Here is a 17,951-nt window from a genome sequence, read left to right as displayed (position 1 = left end):
TTCGAGACTAACCTCAAACTCAGTTATATGTCACTAACTGAAATGTGACCTACCCGCTTCGGAAAGAGCAGGTCAATGGAGATTCTGTCCACCACAGTGGAACCGGCCTCCCGGCAGTTCGAGGCCAACGACGCCGCTCAACGTGCCCTGGTGGAGGAGCTCCGGGAGAAGCTGGCCACCGCGGCGCTCGGCGGTCCGGAGAAGTCCCGCGAACGGCATGTCGCCCGCGGCAAACTGCTGCCCCGCGAACGCGTCGACCTTCTCCTGGACGAGGGCAGCCCCTTCCTGGAGGTCGCGCCCCTGGCGGCCGAGGATCTGTACGACGGCGCGTCGCCGGCGGCGGGCGTGATCGCCGGTATCGGTGTCGTGGAGGGCCGTCTGGTGATGGTGGTCTGCAACGACGCCACCGTGAAGGGCGGCACCTACTATCCCCTGACGGTGCGCAAGCACCTGCGGGCGCAGGAGATCGCCCTGGAGAACGGCCTGCCGTGCGTGTACCTCGTGGATTCCGGCGGCGCGTTCCTCCCGATGCAGGACGAGGTCTTCCCGTCGAAGGACCACTTCGGACGCATCTTCTACAACCAGGCCCAGCTCTCCGCGCGGAAGATCCCGCAGATCGCGGCCGTCATGGGCTCCTGCACCGCCGGCGGCGCATACGTCCCGGCCATGAGTGACGAGACCGTCATCGTCAAGAACCAGGGCACGATCTTCCTGGGCGGGCCGCCTCTCGTGAAGGCGGCCATCGGCGAGGTCGTCACGGCCGAGGAACTGGGCGGGGGAGAGGTCCACGCCAGGATCTCCGGCGTGGCCGACCATCTGGCCGAGAATGACGAGCACGCCCTGCAGATCGTCAGGGACATCATCGCCACGCTGCCGGAGACCCCGGCCCGCGCCTGGGACGTGCTGCCGGTCCGGGAGCCCGTGGTGGATCCCGGAGAGTTGTATGGCGCCGTGCCCGTGGACGTGAATGCCTCCTACGACGTCCGGGAGGTCATCGCGCGGCTCGTGGACGGCAGCGAGTTCCACGAGTTCAAGCGTGAGTACGGGGACACCCTGGTCACCGGCTTCGCACACGTGATGGGTCACCCGGTCGGCATCGTCGCCAACAACGGCGTGCTGTTCTCCGAATCCGCCCGCAAGGGGGCGCACTTCATCGAGCTCTGCGATCAGCGGGGCGTTCCGCTCTTGTTCCTGCAGAACATCACCGGCTTCATGGTCGGCAAGGACGCCGAGCACGGGGGCATCGCCCGCGACGGCGCCAAGATGGTCACTGCCGTCGCCACCGCCCGGGTGCCGAAGTTCACCATCGTGATCGGCGGCTCGTTCGGCGCCGGAAACTACTCGATGTGCGGCCGGGCCTACAGCCCGCGTTTCCTCTGGATGTGGCCCGCGGCGCGCATCTCCGTCATGGGCGGCGCCCAGGCGTCGAGCGTCCTGGCCACCGTCAAGCGAGACCAGCTCGAGGCGGCCGGCCAGGAGTGGAGCGCCGAGGATGAGGAGGCCTTCAAGGCTCCCATCCGCGAACAGTACGAAATCCAGGGCAGCCCGTACTATTCCACGGCGCGGCTCTGGGACGACGGCATCATCGACCCGATGGACACCCGCCGGGTGCTCGGTCTCGCCCTCGACGCCGCGTCACGGGTTCCTCTGCCCGAGACCTCCTTCGGCCTTTTCAGGATGTGATCATGGACTTCGGATTCATCGCAGGAACTCCGGACGAGCGCCGGGTCCGGGCGGCCCTCGCCGAGGGACGTCCGTTCGGTTCGGTGCTCATCGCCAACCGCGGCGAGATCGCGGTGCGGATCATCCGCACCCTCCAGCGCCTGGGCATCCGCTCGATCGCCGTCTACAGCGACGCCGACGCGGACGCCCTGCACGTCCAGCTGGCGGATGAAGCGGTCCGGATCGGTCCGGCGGCCGCCACCGAGAGCTACTTGAACATCGACGCCGTCGTGCGGGCCGCCGTGGAGAGCGGCGCCGATGCCGTGCACCCGGGCTACGGCTTCCTCAGCGAGAACGCGCGCTTCGCCGAAGCGCTCGCCGCCGCGGGAGTCACCTTCATCGGTCCTGGCGTGAACGCACTCGCCGTGATGGGCGACAAGATTACCGCCAAGAATCATGTGTCCCGCTCCGGCGTGCCCACTGTTCCCGGCTATGCCGGCTCGCCGGGCCGGCCGCCCAGCGACGACGAGCTGCGGGAGCACGCCGCCGACGTCGGCTACCCGCTGCTCATCAAGCCGTCCGCGGGCGGCGGCGGCAAGGGCATGGTCGTGGTGGAGACGCCGGCGGATCTCGACGCCGGCCTGGCCACCGCGCGCCGCGTGGCCGCGAGCGCCTTCGGCGACGACACCCTGTTCATCGAACGGCTCGTGCGGAACCCCCGTCACATCGAGGTCCAGGTGCTGGCCGACTCCCACGGGAACGTCATCCATCTGGGGGAGCGCGAGTGCTCCTTGCAGCGCCGCCACCAGAAGGTCATCGAAGAGGCGCCGTCGGCGTTGCTCGAGAGCCTGCCGAACGGCGCCGAGATCCGGGAGCGGATGGGCCGGGCGGCCTGCGACGCCGCCCTGAGCGTCGACTACGTGGGCGCGGGGACCGTGGAGTTCCTGGTCTCGGACGACCGCCCCGACGAGTTCTTCTTCATGGAGATGAACACCCGGCTACAGGTCGAGCACCCCGTCACCGAGGAGGTGACCGGCATCGACCTCGTGGAGCAGCAGCTGCGGGTGGCCGCGGGGGAGACCCTGTCGCTGACGCAGGAGGACATCCGGCTGAACGGGCACGCGATCGAGGCCCGGGTGTACGCGGAGGACCCACGCAACGGCTTCCTGCCGGCCACGGGCACGGTGCTCGTGCTCGACGAGTATCACCGGCGGGGTCCGGCCCCGCGTTTCGTCGGCGTGCACCACTCGATGCCCGAATGGCCCCGACGCCTGAGGATCGACTCCTCGCTGTATGAAGGCCAGACCATCGGCTCGGACTACGACCCCATGCTGGCGAAGGTCATCGTGCACGGCGAGGACCGTGCGGACGCCCTCCGGCAGCTCGACCTGGCCCTGGCGAACTACCGCCTGCTCGGGCTGTCCACGAACGTCGAGTACCTGCGGCTCCTTCTGGCGGACGAGGATGTCCAGGCCGGGCGCCTGGACACGGGTCTGATCGAACGCAAGCTGGACGGCTTCCCCTTCCACAAAGTGGACGACGCCGATCTGGCCTTCGTGGCCGTGCTCGCCGACCACGTGGGCACGGCGGCCCGACGCGCACAGTCCGACGGGAACGGCCGGGGGCTGGGACCGGAGTGGGGCACGAGTGACGGCTGGCGTCTTGGCATTCCCAAGCCCCGCCGGGTCCACGCGACCGTCGACGGCGTGGAGCTGGAGGCATTCGTCACGGGCGACCGCCAGGACCAGACCGCCTTCCGCCGCACCGAACTCGGCGACAACGTGGTCACCCTCGCGGGAGGCCGGACGGTGCGGATCGAGACGTCGCAGATCTTCCACGGTCCGGTGGAGGCGACCGTGGAGGGCGAACGGCGCGAGTACGTCCTCGGCCAGCCGCGGTTCCTCAGCCCCGACGGTCCGGTTCCCCGGGAATTCACGGTCTGGATCGGCCGCGACGGCTGGTCCGCCGAGGTCGAGCTCCTGGGCCGCGAAGAGGCCCTGACTCGCCGTCTGGCCCGGCTCGACCGGGTGGAGGGCGAGGCGGATCCGCGCGTCGTGACGCCGATGCCGGGCACCGTCGTCGCCGTCATGGTGCAGGACGGCGAGCGGGTGGAGGCCGGCCGCCATCTGCTCAGCGTCGAAGCCATGAAGATGGAGCACCAGCTCACCGCGCCCCTCGGGGGCATCGTGCACCTGAACGTCGCACCGGGCGATCAGGTCAAAGCCAAGGCCGCAGTGGCCACCATCCATCCCGAAGATCCGGGACACGAGAACTAGGACACGACATGCCTGATTTTGAACTCAGCGACGAGTACCAGGACCTCAGTGACACGGTCCGCGAGTTCGCGGACGAGGTCGTGGCTCCGGTCGCGCAGAAGCACGACGAGGAGCACAGCTTCCCTTATGAGGTGGTGGCCGGCATGGCCGAGCTGGGCCTCTTCGGTCTGCCGTTCCCCGAGGAGTACGGCGGCATGGGCGGCGACTACTTCGCCCTGGCCCTGGCGTTGGAGCAGCTCGGCCGGGTGGATCAGTCCGTGGCGATCACGCTGGAAGCGGGCGTCTCGCTGGGCGCGATGCCGGTGTACCGCTTCGGCACCGACGCCCAGAAGGAGGAATGGCTGCCGTCGCTGGCGTCCGGCCAGGCGCTCGCGGGCTTCGGTCTGACCGAGCGGGAGGCCGGTTCCGACGCCGGCGGCACGCAGACCAAGGCACGTCGCGAGGACGGCCAGTGGGTCATCAACGGCAGCAAGGAGTTCATCACGAACTCCGGGACGGACATCACCCGCCTGGTCACCGTCACGGCGGTCACTGGCAGTACTGAACGTCCTGACGGCACCGTGAAGAAGGAGATCTCCACAATCCTCGTCCCCACGGACACCCCCGGCTTCATCGCCGAGAAGGCGTACAACAAGGTCGGCTGGAACGCCTCCGACACCCACCCTCTCACCCTGAAGGACGTCCGCGTTCCCGAGGAGAACCTCCTGGGCGTCGAGGGGCGCGGCTACGCGAATTTCCTCTCCATCCTGGACGAGGGCCGTATCGCCATCGCGGCGCTCGCCACCGGCGCCGCACAGGGCTGCGTGGACGCGTCCGTCCGCTACGCCCGGGAGCGGAGCGCTTTCGGGAACGCGATCGGCAAGTACCAGGCGATCCAGTTCAAGATCGCCCGGATGCAGGCCCGCGCCCACACCGCCCGCCTCGCGTACTACGACGCCGCGGCGCGCATGCTGGCCGGCAAGCCGTTCAAGTCGCAGGCCGCGATCGCCAAGATGGTCGCGGGTGAGGCCGCCATGGACAACGCCCGTGACGCCACTCAGGTGTTCGGCGGCTACGGGTTCATCAACGAGTTCCCCGTGGCCCGGCACTACCGCGACTCCAAGATCCTGGAGATCGGCGAGGGCACCACCGAGGTGCAGCTCATGCTGATCGCGCGCGAGCTCGGTTTGTAGCCGCGCCTCTGGAAATCGACGACGCCACAGGAGAGGATCGGAGCATGATCGACAAAGTGGTCGGCAGCGTGGAGCGTGCCGTGGCTGACATTCATGAGGGCGCCTCCCTGGCGGTGGGCGGATTCGGGCTGTGCGGGATCCCCGTCGGCCTGATCGACGCCTTGCACCGTCAGGGCACGGGCCGTCTGGAGACCATCAGCAACAACTGCGGCGTGGACGACTGGGGTCTCGGCATCCTGCTCTCCGACGGCCGGATCCGCCGCACGGTCAGCTCCTATGTGGGTGAGAACAAGGAGTTCGCCCGGCAATACTTGGCCGGTGAGCTCGAAGTGGTCCTCACTCCGCAGGGCACGCTGGCGGAGAAGCTCCGAGCCGGTGGCGCGGGCATTCCCGCCTTCTACACGGCGGCCGGCGTGGGCACGCAGGTGGCCGAGGGCGGCCTGCCCCAGAAGTACGACGACGCCGGCGGGATCGCGCTCGGCTCCGCCCCCAAGGAGGTGCGCAGCTTCGGGGGTGCGGACTACGTCCTGGAGGAATCCCTCACGCCGGACTTCGCTCTGGTGCACGCCGCGAAGGGCGACCGCCACGGGAACCTCGTCTTCCACGCCACGGCACTGAACTTCAATTCCCTGTGCGCCATGGCGGGGCGGATCACCATCGCCGAGGTCGAGGAGCTCGTGGAACCGGGCGAGCTGGATCCGGAGCACATCCACGTGCCGGGGATCTTCGTGCAGCGCGTCGTCCACGTGCCGGCGGGAAGCCCGCTCGCGGAGAAGCGCATCGAGAAGCGGACGGTCCGGAAGGAGCAGGCTCCGGGGCCCGCGAGCGTCGCCGGCCCTCCGGCGTCGGGCTCCGGGGAAACACATGCGGAAACACCGGCGCGCGGGCTCGATCGCAACCAGCTGGCGGCCCGGGTGGCCCGTGAGCTGCGGAACGGCCAGTACGTCAATCTCGGGATCGGCATGCCGACCCTCATCCCGAACCACATCCCCGACGGCGTCGAGGTGGTCCTGCATTCCGAGAACGGCATCCTGGGCACCGGGCCGTACCCCACCGATGACGCGGTGGATCCGGACCTCATCAACGCGGGCAAGGAGACGGTGACGGTCAACCCAGGCGCCGCCTTCTTCGACTCGGCGCTGTCCTTCGGCATGGTCCGTGGCGGTCACGTCGATGTCGCGGTCCTCGGCGCGATGGAGGTCGCGGAGAACGGCGACCTGGCCAACTGGATGATCCCCGGCAAGATGGTCAAGGGGATGGGCGGCGCCATGGACCTCGTGTTCGGAGCGAAGCGCCTGATCGTGATGATGGAGCACGTGGACCGCAACGGGCGGCCGAAGATCGTCGAGAGCTGTTCCCTTCCGGTCACCGGCAAGGGCTGTGTGGACCGGATCATCACGGACCTTGCGGTCATCGACGTGACCGATGACGGTCTGGTCCTCCGGGAGACCGCGCCGGGCGTCTCGGTGGAGGACGTCCTCGCCGCGACGGGCGCTGAACTGCGCGTCGAGATGCACGACCCGGACACCGTATGAGCACGCAGGAGAACCGTATGAGGGAGCCCGGGGATGAACCCGTGACCCAGCAGGGCGAACCCCGCAGGATCGTGCAGCGGGGACTGTACTTCGACGAACTGGAGGACGGCGCCGTCTACGTCCACCGTCCCGGCAGGACCCTGACCGAAGCGGACAACGTCCTGTTCACGACCCTGACGATGAACACCCAGGCCCTCCACCTGGACGCCGCGTGGAGCGAGTCCCAGCCGTTCGGACAGCGCCTCGTGAACTCGATGCTGACTCTCGCCACGCTGGTGGGGCAGTCGGTGCCGCAGCTCACGGCCGGGACCATCATCGCCCAGCTGGGTCTCGACGGGATCAGCTTCCCGAAACCGATGTTCCACGGCGACACCCTCTACACGGAGACCACCGTGCTGGAACGCCGGCCGTCGGCGTCGCGTCCGGGGCAGGGTGTGGTGACCTTCCAGCACACCGGCTACAACCAACGGGGCGAGGTCGTGGCCCTCGCCCGGCGGACGACGTTGATGTGGACCCGCGAGGCCCACGAAGCCGCCGGACGGGGGACACTGGAGGCATGAGCTTCTCGATGGGACCCAGCCTCCTGTTCTGCCCGGCCGACCGGCCCGAACGCTACGCCAAGGCCGCCGACCGCGCCGACGCCGTCATCCTGGATCTGGAGGACGCCGTGTCCGCCGACGCCAAGGCCGCGGCCCGGCTGGCGCTCGCGGATCCCGCGAACGCCCTTGATCCGGAACGGACCATCGTCCGGGTCAACCCGGTGGGGACACCCGAGATCCGGCTGGACCTGGAAGCCGTGGCGAAGACGCCCTACCGGACGCTCATGCTGGCCAAGGCCGAGAGCGGCCAGCAGCTCGACGCCCTGGGGGACTACGAGATCCTCGCCCTGTGCGAGACCGCGCGAGGCGTGCTGAACGCCGCCGAGATCGCCGCGCGGCCGAACGTCGTGGGACTCATGTGGGGCGCCGAGGACCTGCTGGCGTCGCTCGGCGGGACCTCCAGCCGGGACGTCGACGGCGGCTACCGTGCGGTCGCGCTGCACGCCCGATCCCAGGTGCTGCTCGCCGCCGGGGCGTTCGGGAAGGCCGCGATCGATGCCGTCTACGTCAACATCCCGGACCTGGACGGGCTCGCCGCGGAATCAGCCGACGCGGTGGCGTCCGGATTTGCGGCGAAGGCCTGCATCCATCCGAACCAGGTCGCCGTGGTGCGGGAGGCGTATTTGCCCGACGACGCCGCGGTCCAGGCCGCGCGCGACCTCCTCGCCGCAGCGGCTTCCGCGGGCAACGGGGTGTTCAGCCACGAGGGCCGCATGATCGACGGCCCGATCCTCCGGCACGCCGAATCGGTGCTCCGCCGGGCGGGCGCGTCTCGCTGAGTTCGCGCAAAGCGGTGCCCTCCGCCGATTTCGTGGTTTCCGGCTGAGTTCGTGGGCACGGCCCGCGAATTCACTCGAAACCCGCGAACTCGGGGTGGTGCAGCGCCCCGGGGTGCTGTGCGCCGTTGTTGGTGCGTTCGGGACAGCGGTCTACGGGCCGGCCGGAAGCTGAGCGCAGGCGCCGCACGGGCCCCGTGCAGCGGGCGCTCAGGTTCTCCGGGATACTGGAACCATGCGTTCTGTGACCCTGCTCGGCTCCACCGGTTCCATCGGCACCCAGGCGATCGACGTCGTCGACGGCGCCCCTCACCGTTTCAGCGTCACGGCGCTGAGCGCGGGCGGTGGCAACCTCGCCCTCCTGGCACGGCAGGCGGTCCACGTCCGTGCCCAGGCCGTGGGCGTGGCCTCGGGAAGCGAAAGCGAGTTCCGGGAGCTGCTGACCGATGAAGCGGCCCGGGCCGGCCTGCAGGGCTACGCCCCGGAGCTGTATTTCGGGCCCGAAGCGTCGACCCGCATCGCCTCGATCCCGGTCGACGTGGTCCTGAACGGCATCACGGGCTCCATCGGCCTCGCGCCCACCCTGGCGGCTCTCGAGTCCGGGGCGACTCTGGCGCTGGCCAACAAGGAATCCCTGATCGTGGGCGGCGCCCTCGTCAAGGATCTCGCCCGGCCGGGCCAGATCGTGCCGGTCGACTCCGAGCATTCGGCGATCGCCCAGTGCCTCCGCTCCGGCACTGAGACCGAGGTGGACCGCCTGGTCCTGACGGCCTCCGGGGGACCGTTCCGTGGCAAGACCCGCGCGGAACTCCAGCACGTCACCCCCGCCGAGGCCCTCGACCACCCGACCTGGGATATGGGCCTCATGGTCACCACCAACTCCGCCAGCCTCGTGAACAAGGGCCTCGAGGTCATCGAGGCCCACCTGCTGTTCGATGTGCCGCTGGACCGGATCGACGTCGTCGTCCATCCGCAGTCCGTGGTGCATTCGATGGTGCAGTTCGTGGACGGCTCCTCGATCGCACAGGCGTCGCCGCCGGACATGCGGCTGCCCATCGCCCTCGGCATGGCCTGGCCGGAGCGGGTCGCTCACGCCGCGACCCCCTGCGACTGGACGCAGGCGACCCAGTGGACCTTCGAACCGCTCGACGCCGTGGCGTTCCCCGCCGTCGACCTCGCCAAGGACGCCGCCAAGCAGGGCGGTACGCACCCTGCCGTCTTCAACGCCGCCAATGAGGAGGCCGTGCTGGCGTTCCACCGCGGTGAGATCAGCTTCACGGACATCGTGGACACCGTGGAGGCCGTGCTCGCCGAGCACTCCGACCACGCCGCGCTCAGCCTGGAATCGGTGCTCGCCGCCGAGGAGTGGGCACGAAAGCGCACCCACGAACGTTTGTCCTCGTGATGAATGCTTCGAGGAGAAAGACCACTGAGATGACGAGGCTGTGGGCATGAGCGGGCCGCTGCTGTTCCTGGGCGGGGTGCTGTTCGTGGCGATCGGCATCGCCGTGTCCATCGCGCTGCACGAAGTGGGCCATCTGCTGCCCGCCAAGCTGTTCAAGGTCCGCGTCACGCGGTACATGATCGGTTTCGGACCCACGATCTTCTCCCGGAAGAAGGGGGAGACCGAGTACGGTCTCAAGGCGCTGCCCTTGGGCGGCTACGTCCAGATGATCGGGATGTACCCGCCGAATCCCGAGGACGGCACCATGCGCGCCTCCAGCACGGGCATGTTCCAGAACCTCGCCCGCGAGGCCCGCCAGCAAGCGAGCGAGGAGGTGGGGCCCGAGGACGGGAACCGCGTCTTCTACAAGCTGCCGGTGTGGAAGAAGGCCGTGGTCATGCTGGGCGGTCCGGCCATGAACATCGTGCTGGGCATCCTCTTCACGGCGATCCTGCTGATGGGCTTCGGCAGCGCGCAGCCCACGACCACGCTCTCCACCGTGTCCGCCTGCCAGGTGACGCAGGGCGACAAGGAGCCGGGACCGGGGGAGAAGTGCACTCCGGCTCCCGCGGCGGCTGCGGGTCTCAAACCCGGCGACCGGATCGTCAGTTTCGACGGCAAACCCGCCAATGACTGGAACACCCTGACAGAGCAGATCCGGCAGTCGGCCGGGCGCAAGGTCCCGGTCGTCGTCCAGCGCGGCGACCAGACGATCGACACCTCCGTCACCCCGGTCCTGACCGCCCGTCCGGTCTACGGCGCGGACGGCCAGCCGGCGAAGGACTCCGCCGGCAAGGTCCTCACGCAGGACGTCGGCTTCATCGGCGTCGGGCCTCGTCAGGCCCTGGTCCCGCAAGGACCCGAGACGGTGCTGCCGGCCGCGGGGACGCAGATCACCCAGGTCAGCCACGTCGTCCTCGACCTGCCCGCCCGTGTGATCGGGGTGGCCAAGGCGGCGTTCAGCTCGGAGCCCCGTGATCCCAACGGACCCATCAGCGTGGTGGGCGTCGGACGCGTCGCCGGCGAGGTCTCCGCCATGGAGGAGATCCCGCTGGACGCCCGTATCGCGAGCCTGATCGGGATCCTGGCCGGGCTGAACTTCGCGCTGGCCATCTTCAACCTGATCCCGCTGCCGCCCCTGGACGGCGGTCATGTGGCCGGAGCGCTGTACGAGGGAATCCGCCGTGGCATCGCCCGCATCTTCCGCCGACCCGATCCGGGCCCCTTCGACCTCGCCAAGCTGCTGCCCGTGACGTACACGGTGGCGGGGCTGCTGCTCGTGATGGGTGTGGTCCTGATCTACGCGGACATCGTCAAACCCGTGAAGCTGTTCGGATGACGACGGCGGTCGCATGCACTGAGCCGTTCGGCCTGGCGGCCAGTCGCGGATGTCCCGCGGCGCCTGCGCTCGTTCCTCACGCGACAACGGCGCCCGCGGAACATCCGCGACCGGCTCCTGTTCAGATCAGTGTGCAGCCCGCCGTCGAGCGCTCAGTGTCACAGTGCCGACGCCCCGCGGTTCCGGGCCTGAGGGATAGAGTGAACCCATGACTGTTTTCGCCGTGGAGTACGTGTACGACGCCGCAACGGCCGCCGTGCGCGACGAGTTCCGCCCCGCCCACCGCGCCTGGCTCGGAGCGCTCGCTGAGGAGGGCACTGTGCTGGCCTCTGGACCCGTCGATTCCGGGGCGGGAGCCCTCCTGATCATGGTGGCCGAGGACCAGCCCGCGCTGGACGGGCTCCTCCGGGAGGACCCGTTCCAGATCAACGGCGCCGTCGCCCAGACGAGCGCCCGCGAGTGGAGCCCCGTGATCGGCCGCTTCAGCGAATTCGTCTCCTGACCGGGGCCGGACTCACCAGAACCACAAGAGCTACAGAACTGAGGAATCAGAAGTGACATCGGTCAGCCTTGGAATGCCGTCCGCCCCGCCGCCCGTGCTCGCACCGCGGCGCAAGACCCGCCAGATCAAGGTGGGTTCGGTGGGCGTCGGGTCCGACTCGCCCATCAGCGTGCAGTCCATGACCACCACCCCCACCACGGACATCAACGCGACCCTGCAACAGATCGCGGAACTCACCGCCTCCGGCTGTGACATCGTGCGCGTGGCGTGCCCGTCGGCGGACGACGCTGCGGCCCTGCCCATCATCGCCAAGAAGTCGCAGATCCCCGTGATCGCGGACATCCACTTCCAGCCGAAGTACGTCTTCGCGGCGATCGAGGCCGGTTGTGCCGCGGTGCGCGTGAACCCGGGCAACATCCGGAAGTTCGATGACCAGGTCAAGGAGATCGCCCAGGCCGCCAAGGACCACGGCACCAGCATCCGCATCGGCGTCAACGCCGGTTCCCTGGAGCCCAGCCTGCTGAAGAAGTACGGCAAGGCCACCCCGGAGGCCCTCGTGGAGTCGGCCGTCTGGGAGGCGAGCCTCTTCGAGGAACACGGCTTCCACGACTTCAAGATCTCGGTCAAGCACAACGACCCCGTGGTCATGGTGGCCGCGTACGAGATGCTCGCCGAAAAGGGCGACTGGCCCCTGCACCTCGGCGTGACCGAGGCCGGCCCGGCGTTCCAGGGCACCATCAAGTCCGCCACCGCGTTCGGCGCCCTGCTGTCCCGCGGCATCGGCGACACCATCCGCGTCTCCCTCTCGGCCCCTCCCGTGGAGGAGGTCAAGGTGGGCAACCAGATCCTGCAGTCCCTGAACCTGCGCCCCCGCAAGCTCGAGATCGTCTCCTGCCCCTCCTGCGGCCGCGCCCAGGTGGACGTCTACACGCTCGCCGAGCAGGTCACGGCAGGCCTGGAAGGCATGGAGATCCCGCTGCGCGTGGCCGTCATGGGCTGCGTGGTGAACGGCCCAGGCGAGGCCCGCGAAGCAGACCTCGGCGTCGCCTCCGGAAACGGCAAGGGCCAGATCTTTGTGAAGGGCCAGGTCATCAAGACCGTGCCGGAACACGAGATCGTTGAGACACTGATCGAAGAAGCCATGCGCATTGCCGACGAAATGGAGTCCGATGATCCGAGTGCTCCCTCCGGCAGTCCAGTGGTCACCGTCTCCTAGCAAGGTCGCGGGAGGGCCCATGATCCGTGAACTCGTGGACGAGGATCTTCCCGCACTCCGGGATCTGGCCCTGCGGGACGAAGCGGTCAATGCCTTCGTCCTGGCCCAGACCGTCAGGCCGTGGCGCTCCCTGGGCGCCACGGTCTTCGGCGTGTTCGACGACGGCGGGCTGATCGCCGCCTGCTGGGCGGGCGCCAATGTGGTGCCCATCGCCCTTGACCCGTCCCTCGCGCCGCTCTTCGCCTATGCGCTGCACGCCCGTTCGCACCGCTACGCCTCGATCTTCGGCCCGAGCGATGCGGTGCTCGCGCTGCTTCCGGCTTTGGAGGCCTTCGGGCACGTCCCCTTGGAAGTCCGCCGGTCCCAGCCGTTCCTCCTGCATGATGGCGAGGTGGGGGTCGAAGCGGACCCCTCCGTCCGTGCCGCCTCGATGGAGGACTTCGACAGGATCCTCCCGGCCTCCGTGGCGATGTTCGAGGAAGAGGTGGGGTACTCGCCGTTCCTGGGCGGGCAGGAGAACTACCGGCGCCGTGTGCTGAACCTGCTCCGTCAGGGCCACACCCTCGCGCGTTTCAATCCCGCGGGCCAGGTGCTCTTCAAGGCGGATCTGGGGGTGGTCACCCGCGGGGTGTGCCAGATCCAAGGCGTCTGGATGGACCCGTCCCAGCGCGGACGGGGGATGGCCGCCGCCCGGGTCGCCGCCGTCGTCGAGTATTCGCGGCGCGTGGCGGGCATCGCCTCCCTATACGTGAATGATTACAACACCGCGGCGCGGAAGGTCTACGAGAAGGTCGGCTTCCGCGAGCACGGCGAGTTCGCGACGGTGCTGTACTAGTCCGGTGCTGTACTGGTCCGGTATCCCACGGGCCTGCTTGTCGTGGGCCTCGCGGCGGCATAGCGTTGACTTCACCGTCTCCAGGGGGAAGCCGCCATGAGAAGACCACTGCTCGCCATGCTGTCCGTGCTGCTGTCCGCCCTGGTCCTGAGCGGATGCGCGGTCACGATCCCGAGTCCGGGCAAGGCCTGGAACTCGGCGGAACTGGAAGACGTCGTGACCCGGCTCAAGGGGCCCAACGACGGCCCGTTCACGCAGGTCGCGGTCGACAAGATCCGCAAGACCGTCGAGGCGAACGAACGGACCGAGGCGAGGACCGACGTGGCGCCGGCGGCGTGTCAGGACGTGGCATTCTCCAACAACCGCGTCTCCACGAAGCTCCTCGACCGGGCCCGTGTGGCCCTGGGCCTCAACGACACCGGCCGTGATGCGACGGTGGCCGTCGTCCTCAGCAGCGGCCCACCGGAGCTGCTTCGTCCCGGCGTCGACCGGGAGATCCTGCGGCGCTGTTCCACCCTCAAGCTGATCCGAGGTGTTCAGACGGCCGCGGTGGCCATGGCCGCAGCGACGCCGCCGAAGGTGGAGGGCGGTCTTGCGTGGACCATGACGATCACCGGCTCCGACGGCACCATGGAGATCGCGCTGTCCACGGTGACGGTGGGCCGCGTGAACGTCTTCGTCAGCGTGGCCGGGCGGAAAGGCGGGGCGGACACGACGGCGGTGGCGAACGCCGTCGTCGAGCAGGCCGCCGCGCTCCTGGAGTGAGCCCCCGTCTGTCGCACTCGCGTCATGGGGAGGGGTGCCCATCGCGGATTTCCGCATCGAATGGAATAATCACTGTCGAGTTCAGTCTCACCAATCGAATCGCTTTCTGATCGGGGAAAACATCATGAAGAACGCACGTCGGGCCCTCCTGGCTCTCTCCGCGGCCTCGCTGCTGGCCGTCACGGCCTGTTCCGGCCCGGCACAGCAGCAGTCCGGTGGGACTTCCGGAGGTGGCGGGCAGTCCGCCGCGCCGGTGGCCGCGAAGAAGTACAGCGAGGCCGAACTGGAGGCGGTGCTCAAGGCTTCCAAGGGCGCCGACGGCAAGGAGCTCAAGGTGCTCCCCTCCGCGGACCTGAAGAAGTCCCTCGAAGCCTCGAAGGAACTGCTCTCGAAGACGAAGATCTCCCCGGCCGAGTGCGGCGGGGGTGATGTCACCGCCGGTCTCCAGATGCTGGACGGCGCCACCACGGCGGTGGGCACCTCGACCGGCGCCGACGGCATCCCCAGCCAGGCTGTCAGCCTGATCTCCGGCGTCGACGCTTCGGCGCTGGAGGGCGCCCTCTCGAAGTCCAAGGACCGCCTTGAGAAGTGCAAGACCATGACGGTCGAGATCGCGGGCCAGAAGGCCGAGGCGACCACCGAGACGCTCCAGATCTCGGCGAAGACCCCGGGCGCCACCGCGTTCGAGACCACGACCGGGCTGCCGGGCGGCGCCTCGAAGATGAAGCAGGTGAGCGTCATGGCCGTGAAGAACGGCGTCGCGATCACCAGCGTCTCCCTGGCGGGCGGCGCGGGCACGGCCGACGTCGAGAAGGCCGTCGCCACCCTGGACGCCGTCGCGGACCAGATCAAGTAGGAGCGCCGACGTTCCTCAGCAGCACCCGAACGGGCCGCGTCCACTCTGGACGCGGCCCGTTTCGTGTGTCGTGCGCACTATTCCTCCTGAACCGTCCGTGGCCGCACCGCCGGACGGGGGTCACACCCCATGCCCGGCGCCGGCCCTTCGCCGGTCTCGCCCAGGAGGTACCGCTCAATGGTCGGCGCCACGTGCCGGACCACCTCTTCGGGCGTCGCCGAGGCCAGCGGTTCCAGCCGCACCACGTACCGGGTCAGCATGAGACCCACCATCTGCGACGCCACCAGGTCGCCACGGAGTGCGAGCTCCTGCGGGGTGCCCGGCAGCCCGGCCGTGATACGGGACAGGATCGTCCGGCTGACCATCTCCCGGAGCATCGCGGTCTTGGTGCGGGACCCGATGGTCCCGCGGATGAAGGCCACCAGGCTGTGCTGGGCCGGGCTCTCCCAGAGCCGGAGCACCGCGCGGACGATCTCCTCCGAGCGCCGACGGGGGTCGAGGGAGGTGACCCCGGCCAACACGTCTGCGGGATCGGCGGGCAGCTCGACACTGAGCGCGAACAACTCGTCCTTGCCCTGGAAGAAGTGATGGACCATCGCCGGATCGACCCCCGCCTCCCGCCCCACCTGGCGCAGGCTCGTGCCCTCGAATCCGTGCTCGGCGAACAGACGGCGGGCCGCAGCCAGGATCCTCTCGCGGCTGTCCGCCTGCCCTCCCCGGCGACCACGACGGCGGCCGGGAGCCGCGGATGGTTCCGCGGTGGCTCGGCCCGGGGCGCCGTCGTCGTGCCCAGGCGGGACAGGCCCGCCCGAGGTGGGCACTCCCGGCGAGAACCCGCTCACGCCGTCCGCCGGCGCAGGGTGGCGGCCGCGAGCACCAGGAGTCCGAAGGCGATCACCGACAGGGCGATGAGGTCGTTCCGGAGGGTGTCCGTGGGGTCGCTGTTGCGGCCGATCTCCTGCAGGGCCTCCACGGAGTAGCTCAGGGGGAGCACGTTGGAGATGGCCTCCAGCACCGAGTTCATCGAGTCCCGCGCGACGAACAACCCGCAGAGGAGGATCTGGGGGACCACCACCACGGGCATGAACTGCACCGCCTGGAACTCGGTGCGGGCGAACGCCGAGCAGAGAAGTCCCAGGGCCACGCCCAGCACCGAGTTCAGGATGCACACCAGCCCCACCAGCAAGGGACTTCCCTGCACGTCGAGCTGGAACACCCAGTAGGCGACGGCCAGGGTGACAAGCGCCTGGACCGCCGCGAGCACCGAGAACGCCAGTGCGTAGCCGAAGAGGAGATCGGCCTTGCCCAGGGGAGTGGTGAGGAGCCGTTCGAGCGTGCCGCTGGTCCGCTCGCGCAGCATCGTGACCGAGGTGATGAGGAACATGATGAGGAACGGGAAGATGGCCAGCATGACCAGTCCCACCCGATCGAAGGTGCGGGGCATGCCCGGGGGCAGTGTCTCGTTCTCAAAGAGGAAGTAGACCGCGGCCAGAAGGAACGATGGCACTACGAGGATCATGGCCACACTGCGGTGGTCGTGGCGGATCTGGGTGAGCACGCGCGCCGTGGTGGCGCCGAGGAGCCGGGGGTTCATGATGCCGCCTCTTCCTGTCCTGGTCCGGAAGCCCCGGAATCCTGGATCATGGCCAGGAACGCCTGTTCCAGGTCCGTGGTGTGGCCGCGTTCCGCCAGCTCTCCGGGCGTCAGCTGCGCCAGGAGCCTGCCGTCCCGCAGCAGCAGGAGATCCTGACAGTGCCGGGCCTCCTCCATGACGTGGCTCGACACCAGGAGGGTGGTGCCGGCGTCGGCGAGGCGGCGGAAGTGGGCCCAGAGCTCCGCGCGGAGGACGGGGTCCAGGCCGACGGTGGGCTCGTCCATGATGAGGAGTTCCGGGTCTCCGACCAGGGCGCAGGCCAGGGAGACACGGTTGAACTGCCCGCCGGACAGGTCCGCTGTGAGCCTTCGGGACTCCCCGGTCAGCCCCACGGCTCCGACGGCATCGCGGGCCTCGGCGGCCGATTTGCCGTGCAAGGTGGCGAAGTAGCGGACGTTGTCCAGCACGGTCAGGTCCCGGTAGATGCTGGGGGACTGGGTCATGTAGCCGAGCTTCCGTCGGAGCGCAGCGGCGCCGGCCGGCGAGCCCAGCACGGTCACGGTGCCGGAGCCGAAACGCTGGAGGCCCATGATCACCCGCATGAGGGTCGTCTTGCCACTGCCGGAGGGGCCCAGCAGTCCCGTGATGGTGCCGGAGGCGACCGCGAAGTCCAGGTTCCTCAGCACGTGCAGACGGCCACGCCGCACGTGCAGCCCCCGGATGGTGACTGCGGCCTCTCCCGGTGCCGGCTGTGAGCCGGATCGCTGCGACCTGTCCATGACCGCTCCCGTCTTCCGGCCCCGTCTGACGCTGACCGGAATAATTCATCGACTGATGAATTAAAAGTAAGTTCATCGAAAAGGTCCGTCAAGATCCTTGATCGGCGAACCGGTGTGAACTACGTTCGGCTCAGATGTGTCGTCGCTGTCCGCAGCGGCCAACAGGGCATGTCACCGACGTAAGGGAGCTGGAACATGGCAGTTAGCGTCAACCTCGGCAAGGGTCTGGACAAGGACTTCGAGGACAAGAGCCTGAAGGAGATCCTGGACGCGCCCGTGTCCGCGCTGGCGGGCATCACGGACGCCAAGGGTGAATTCCTGGCCAAGGAACTCGGGATCAAGACCGTCCGTGATCTCGGCTCCAACAAGTACTTCGCCCTGGCCGGCGTCCTGGTGGCCCTGGAGGGCAAGGAAGGCTGAGCCTTCCGCGGACACCCTCGGGAATCCGCCGTGAGGGCCCGGAGCGCGGTCGCTCCGGGCCCTTCGCCGTCCCCGGCCTCCGGGTGTTCGGTGCGTTCGGTGCGCGGGCCGGGCGTCCCGTGCCTGCGTGACGGCCCGCAACGGATAAACTCGGGGTACGGTCCGGTCATCCCGGACCGCA

At 68.8% G+C, this 17,951-nt stretch carries 17 protein-coding genes and 1 pseudogene; 15 read left to right on the top strand and 3 right to left on the bottom strand.

Going from position 1 to position 17,951, the window contains the following annotated elements; genetic code table 11:
* Positions 1 to 75: 75 nt before the first annotated feature.
* The 14 genes and pseudogenes from AB6732_RS09325 to AB6732_RS09260 all read left to right on the top strand — a co-directional run bounded on the left by AB6732_RS09325 (position 76) and on the right by AB6732_RS09260 (position 14,977).
* Positions 76 to 1,683 (top strand): carboxyl transferase domain-containing protein, encoded by a 1,608-nt coding sequence (locus AB6732_RS09325; protein ID WP_370959713.1) that lies wholly within the window; start codon positions 76 to 78, stop codon positions 1,681 to 1,683.
* A 2-nt stretch (positions 1,684 to 1,685) separates the two neighbouring features.
* Positions 1,686 to 3,938 (top strand): biotin carboxylase N-terminal domain-containing protein, encoded by a 2,253-nt coding sequence (locus AB6732_RS09320; RefSeq protein ID WP_370959712.1) that lies wholly within the window; start codon positions 1,686 to 1,688, stop codon positions 3,936 to 3,938.
* A gap of 8 nt (positions 3,939 to 3,946) precedes the next feature.
* The gene (locus tag AB6732_RS09315) at positions 3,947 to 5,110 is read left to right on the top strand and encodes an acyl-CoA dehydrogenase family protein (RefSeq protein WP_370959711.1); all 1,164 of its coding nucleotides are present in this window, start codon (positions 3,947 to 3,949) and stop codon (positions 5,108 to 5,110) included.
* Positions 5,111 to 5,154: 44 nt separating this feature from the next.
* Positions 5,155 to 5,934 (top strand): annotated as a pseudogene (locus AB6732_RS09310) (CoA transferase subunit A); the annotation flags it as partial.
* A 78-nt stretch (positions 5,935 to 6,012) separates the two neighbouring features.
* Positions 6,013 to 6,645, top strand: coding sequence for a CoA transferase subunit B (locus AB6732_RS09305; protein ID WP_370960108.1), 633 nt, complete (start codon positions 6,013 to 6,015; stop codon positions 6,643 to 6,645).
* A 17-nt stretch (positions 6,646 to 6,662) separates the two neighbouring features.
* On the top strand, positions 6,663 to 7,205 hold the full coding sequence (locus tag AB6732_RS09300; protein ID WP_370959710.1) for a MaoC family dehydratase: 543 nt from the start codon (positions 6,663 to 6,665) through the stop codon (positions 7,203 to 7,205).
* The gene (locus tag AB6732_RS09295) at positions 7,202 to 8,023 is read left to right on the top strand and encodes a CoA ester lyase (protein ID WP_370959709.1); all 822 of its coding nucleotides are present in this window, start codon (positions 7,202 to 7,204) and stop codon (positions 8,021 to 8,023) included. Before AB6732_RS09300 ends, AB6732_RS09295 begins: the two co-directional genes overlap by 4 nt.
* A 232-nt stretch (positions 8,024 to 8,255) precedes the next feature.
* Positions 8,256 to 9,425 (top strand): 1-deoxy-D-xylulose-5-phosphate reductoisomerase, encoded by a 1,170-nt coding sequence (dxr, locus tag AB6732_RS09290; protein ID WP_370959708.1) that lies wholly within the window; start codon positions 8,256 to 8,258, stop codon positions 9,423 to 9,425.
* Between the two features lie 46 nt (positions 9,426 to 9,471).
* On the top strand, positions 9,472 to 10,803 hold the full coding sequence (locus tag AB6732_RS09285; RefSeq protein ID WP_370959707.1) for an RIP metalloprotease: 1,332 nt from the start codon (positions 9,472 to 9,474) through the stop codon (positions 10,801 to 10,803).
* Between the two features lie 208 nt (positions 10,804 to 11,011).
* Positions 11,012 to 11,305 carry a YciI family protein gene (locus AB6732_RS09280; protein WP_066215256.1) on the top strand — a complete coding sequence of 98 codons (294 nt, stop codon included), beginning with the start codon at positions 11,012 to 11,014 and terminating at the stop codon, positions 11,303 to 11,305.
* A gap of 52 nt (positions 11,306 to 11,357) precedes the next feature.
* A complete protein-coding gene (gene ispG / locus AB6732_RS09275; RefSeq protein ID WP_066215257.1) occupies positions 11,358 to 12,521 on the top strand; it encodes a flavodoxin-dependent (E)-4-hydroxy-3-methylbut-2-enyl-diphosphate synthase in 1,164 nt (387 codons plus the stop codon).
* A gap of 19 nt (positions 12,522 to 12,540) precedes the next feature.
* The gene (locus AB6732_RS09270) at positions 12,541 to 13,356 is read left to right on the top strand and encodes a GNAT family N-acetyltransferase (protein ID WP_370959706.1); all 816 of its coding nucleotides are present in this window, start codon (positions 12,541 to 12,543) and stop codon (positions 13,354 to 13,356) included.
* Between the two features lie 96 nt (positions 13,357 to 13,452).
* On the top strand, positions 13,453 to 14,121 hold the full coding sequence (locus tag AB6732_RS09265; RefSeq protein ID WP_370959705.1) for a hypothetical protein: 669 nt from the start codon (positions 13,453 to 13,455) through the stop codon (positions 14,119 to 14,121).
* 124 nt (positions 14,122 to 14,245) lie between these two features.
* Positions 14,246 to 14,977 carry a hypothetical protein gene (locus AB6732_RS09260; protein ID WP_370959704.1) on the top strand — a complete coding sequence of 244 codons (732 nt, stop codon included), beginning with the start codon at positions 14,246 to 14,248 and terminating at the stop codon, positions 14,975 to 14,977.
* Between the two features lie 77 nt (positions 14,978 to 15,054).
* On the opposite strand, the gene AB6732_RS09255 is transcribed toward AB6732_RS09260, so the two are convergent.
* From AB6732_RS09255 to AB6732_RS09245, 3 genes are read right to left on the bottom strand one after another with little or no spacing between them, the layout of a single operon-like run.
* A complete protein-coding gene (locus tag AB6732_RS09255) occupies positions 15,055 to 15,819 on the bottom strand; it encodes a TetR family transcriptional regulator (RefSeq protein WP_370959703.1) in 765 nt (254 codons plus the stop codon).
* Entirely contained in the window at positions 15,816 to 16,571 is a 756-nt protein-coding gene (locus AB6732_RS09250; RefSeq protein WP_370959702.1) for an ABC transporter permease, read from the bottom strand. The genes AB6732_RS09255 and AB6732_RS09250 overlap by 4 nt, the downstream gene beginning before the upstream one ends.
* Positions 16,568 to 17,350, bottom strand: a complete 783-nt coding sequence (locus AB6732_RS09245) for an ABC transporter ATP-binding protein (RefSeq protein ID WP_370959701.1) — start codon at positions 17,348 to 17,350, stop codon at positions 16,568 to 16,570. The genes AB6732_RS09250 and AB6732_RS09245 overlap by 4 nt, the downstream gene beginning before the upstream one ends.
* A 195-nt stretch (positions 17,351 to 17,545) precedes the next feature.
* Here AB6732_RS09245 and AB6732_RS09240 point away from each other — a divergent pair, with 195 nt between their 5' ends.
* The gene (locus AB6732_RS09240; RefSeq protein ID WP_066215271.1) at positions 17,546 to 17,770 is read left to right on the top strand and encodes a hypothetical protein; all 225 of its coding nucleotides are present in this window, start codon (positions 17,546 to 17,548) and stop codon (positions 17,768 to 17,770) included.
* Positions 17,771 to 17,951 lie beyond the last annotated feature (181 nt).

Source organism: Arthrobacter sp. RCC_34, assembly GCF_041360795.1.
In the GTDB taxonomy this organism is placed as follows: domain Bacteria; phylum Actinomycetota; class Actinomycetes; order Actinomycetales; family Micrococcaceae; genus Arthrobacter_E.
This window is presented reverse-complemented; position numbering and strand designations above follow the sequence as displayed.

What these genes read in the sequence shown, in the direction of transcription:
- AB6732_RS09325 (WP_370959713.1), top strand. Translation starts at nt 76, where the DNA reads ATGGAGATTCTGTCCACCACAGTGGAACCGGCCTCCCGGCAGTTCGAG.
- AB6732_RS09320 (WP_370959712.1), top strand. Translation starts at nt 1,686, where the DNA reads ATGGACTTCGGATTCATCGCAGGAACTCCGGACGAGCGCCGGGTCCGG.
- AB6732_RS09315 (WP_370959711.1), top strand. Translation starts at nt 3,947, where the DNA reads ATGCCTGATTTTGAACTCAGCGACGAGTACCAGGACCTCAGTGACACG.
- AB6732_RS09300 (WP_370959710.1), top strand. Translation starts at nt 6,663, where the DNA reads ATGAGGGAGCCCGGGGATGAACCCGTGACCCAGCAGGGCGAACCCCGC.
- AB6732_RS09295 (WP_370959709.1), top strand. Translation starts at nt 7,202, where the DNA reads ATGAGCTTCTCGATGGGACCCAGCCTCCTGTTCTGCCCGGCCGACCGG.
- dxr (WP_370959708.1), top strand. Translation starts at nt 8,256, where the DNA reads ATGCGTTCTGTGACCCTGCTCGGCTCCACCGGTTCCATCGGCACCCAG.
- AB6732_RS09285 (WP_370959707.1), top strand. Translation starts at nt 9,472, where the DNA reads ATGAGCGGGCCGCTGCTGTTCCTGGGCGGGGTGCTGTTCGTGGCGATC.
- AB6732_RS09280 (WP_066215256.1), top strand. Translation starts at nt 11,012, where the DNA reads ATGACTGTTTTCGCCGTGGAGTACGTGTACGACGCCGCAACGGCCGCC.
- AB6732_RS09270 (WP_370959706.1), top strand. Translation starts at nt 12,541, where the DNA reads ATGATCCGTGAACTCGTGGACGAGGATCTTCCCGCACTCCGGGATCTG.
- AB6732_RS09265 (WP_370959705.1), top strand. Translation starts at nt 13,453, where the DNA reads ATGAGAAGACCACTGCTCGCCATGCTGTCCGTGCTGCTGTCCGCCCTG.
- AB6732_RS09260 (WP_370959704.1), top strand. Translation starts at nt 14,246, where the DNA reads ATGAAGAACGCACGTCGGGCCCTCCTGGCTCTCTCCGCGGCCTCGCTG.
- AB6732_RS09250 (WP_370959702.1), bottom strand. Translation starts at nt 16,571, where the DNA reads ATGAACCCCCGGCTCCTCGGCGCCACCACGGCGCGCGTGCTCACCCAG.
- AB6732_RS09245 (WP_370959701.1), bottom strand. Translation starts at nt 17,350, where the DNA reads ATGGACAGGTCGCAGCGATCCGGCTCACAGCCGGCACCGGGAGAGGCC.
- AB6732_RS09240 (WP_066215271.1), top strand. Translation starts at nt 17,546, where the DNA reads ATGGCAGTTAGCGTCAACCTCGGCAAGGGTCTGGACAAGGACTTCGAG.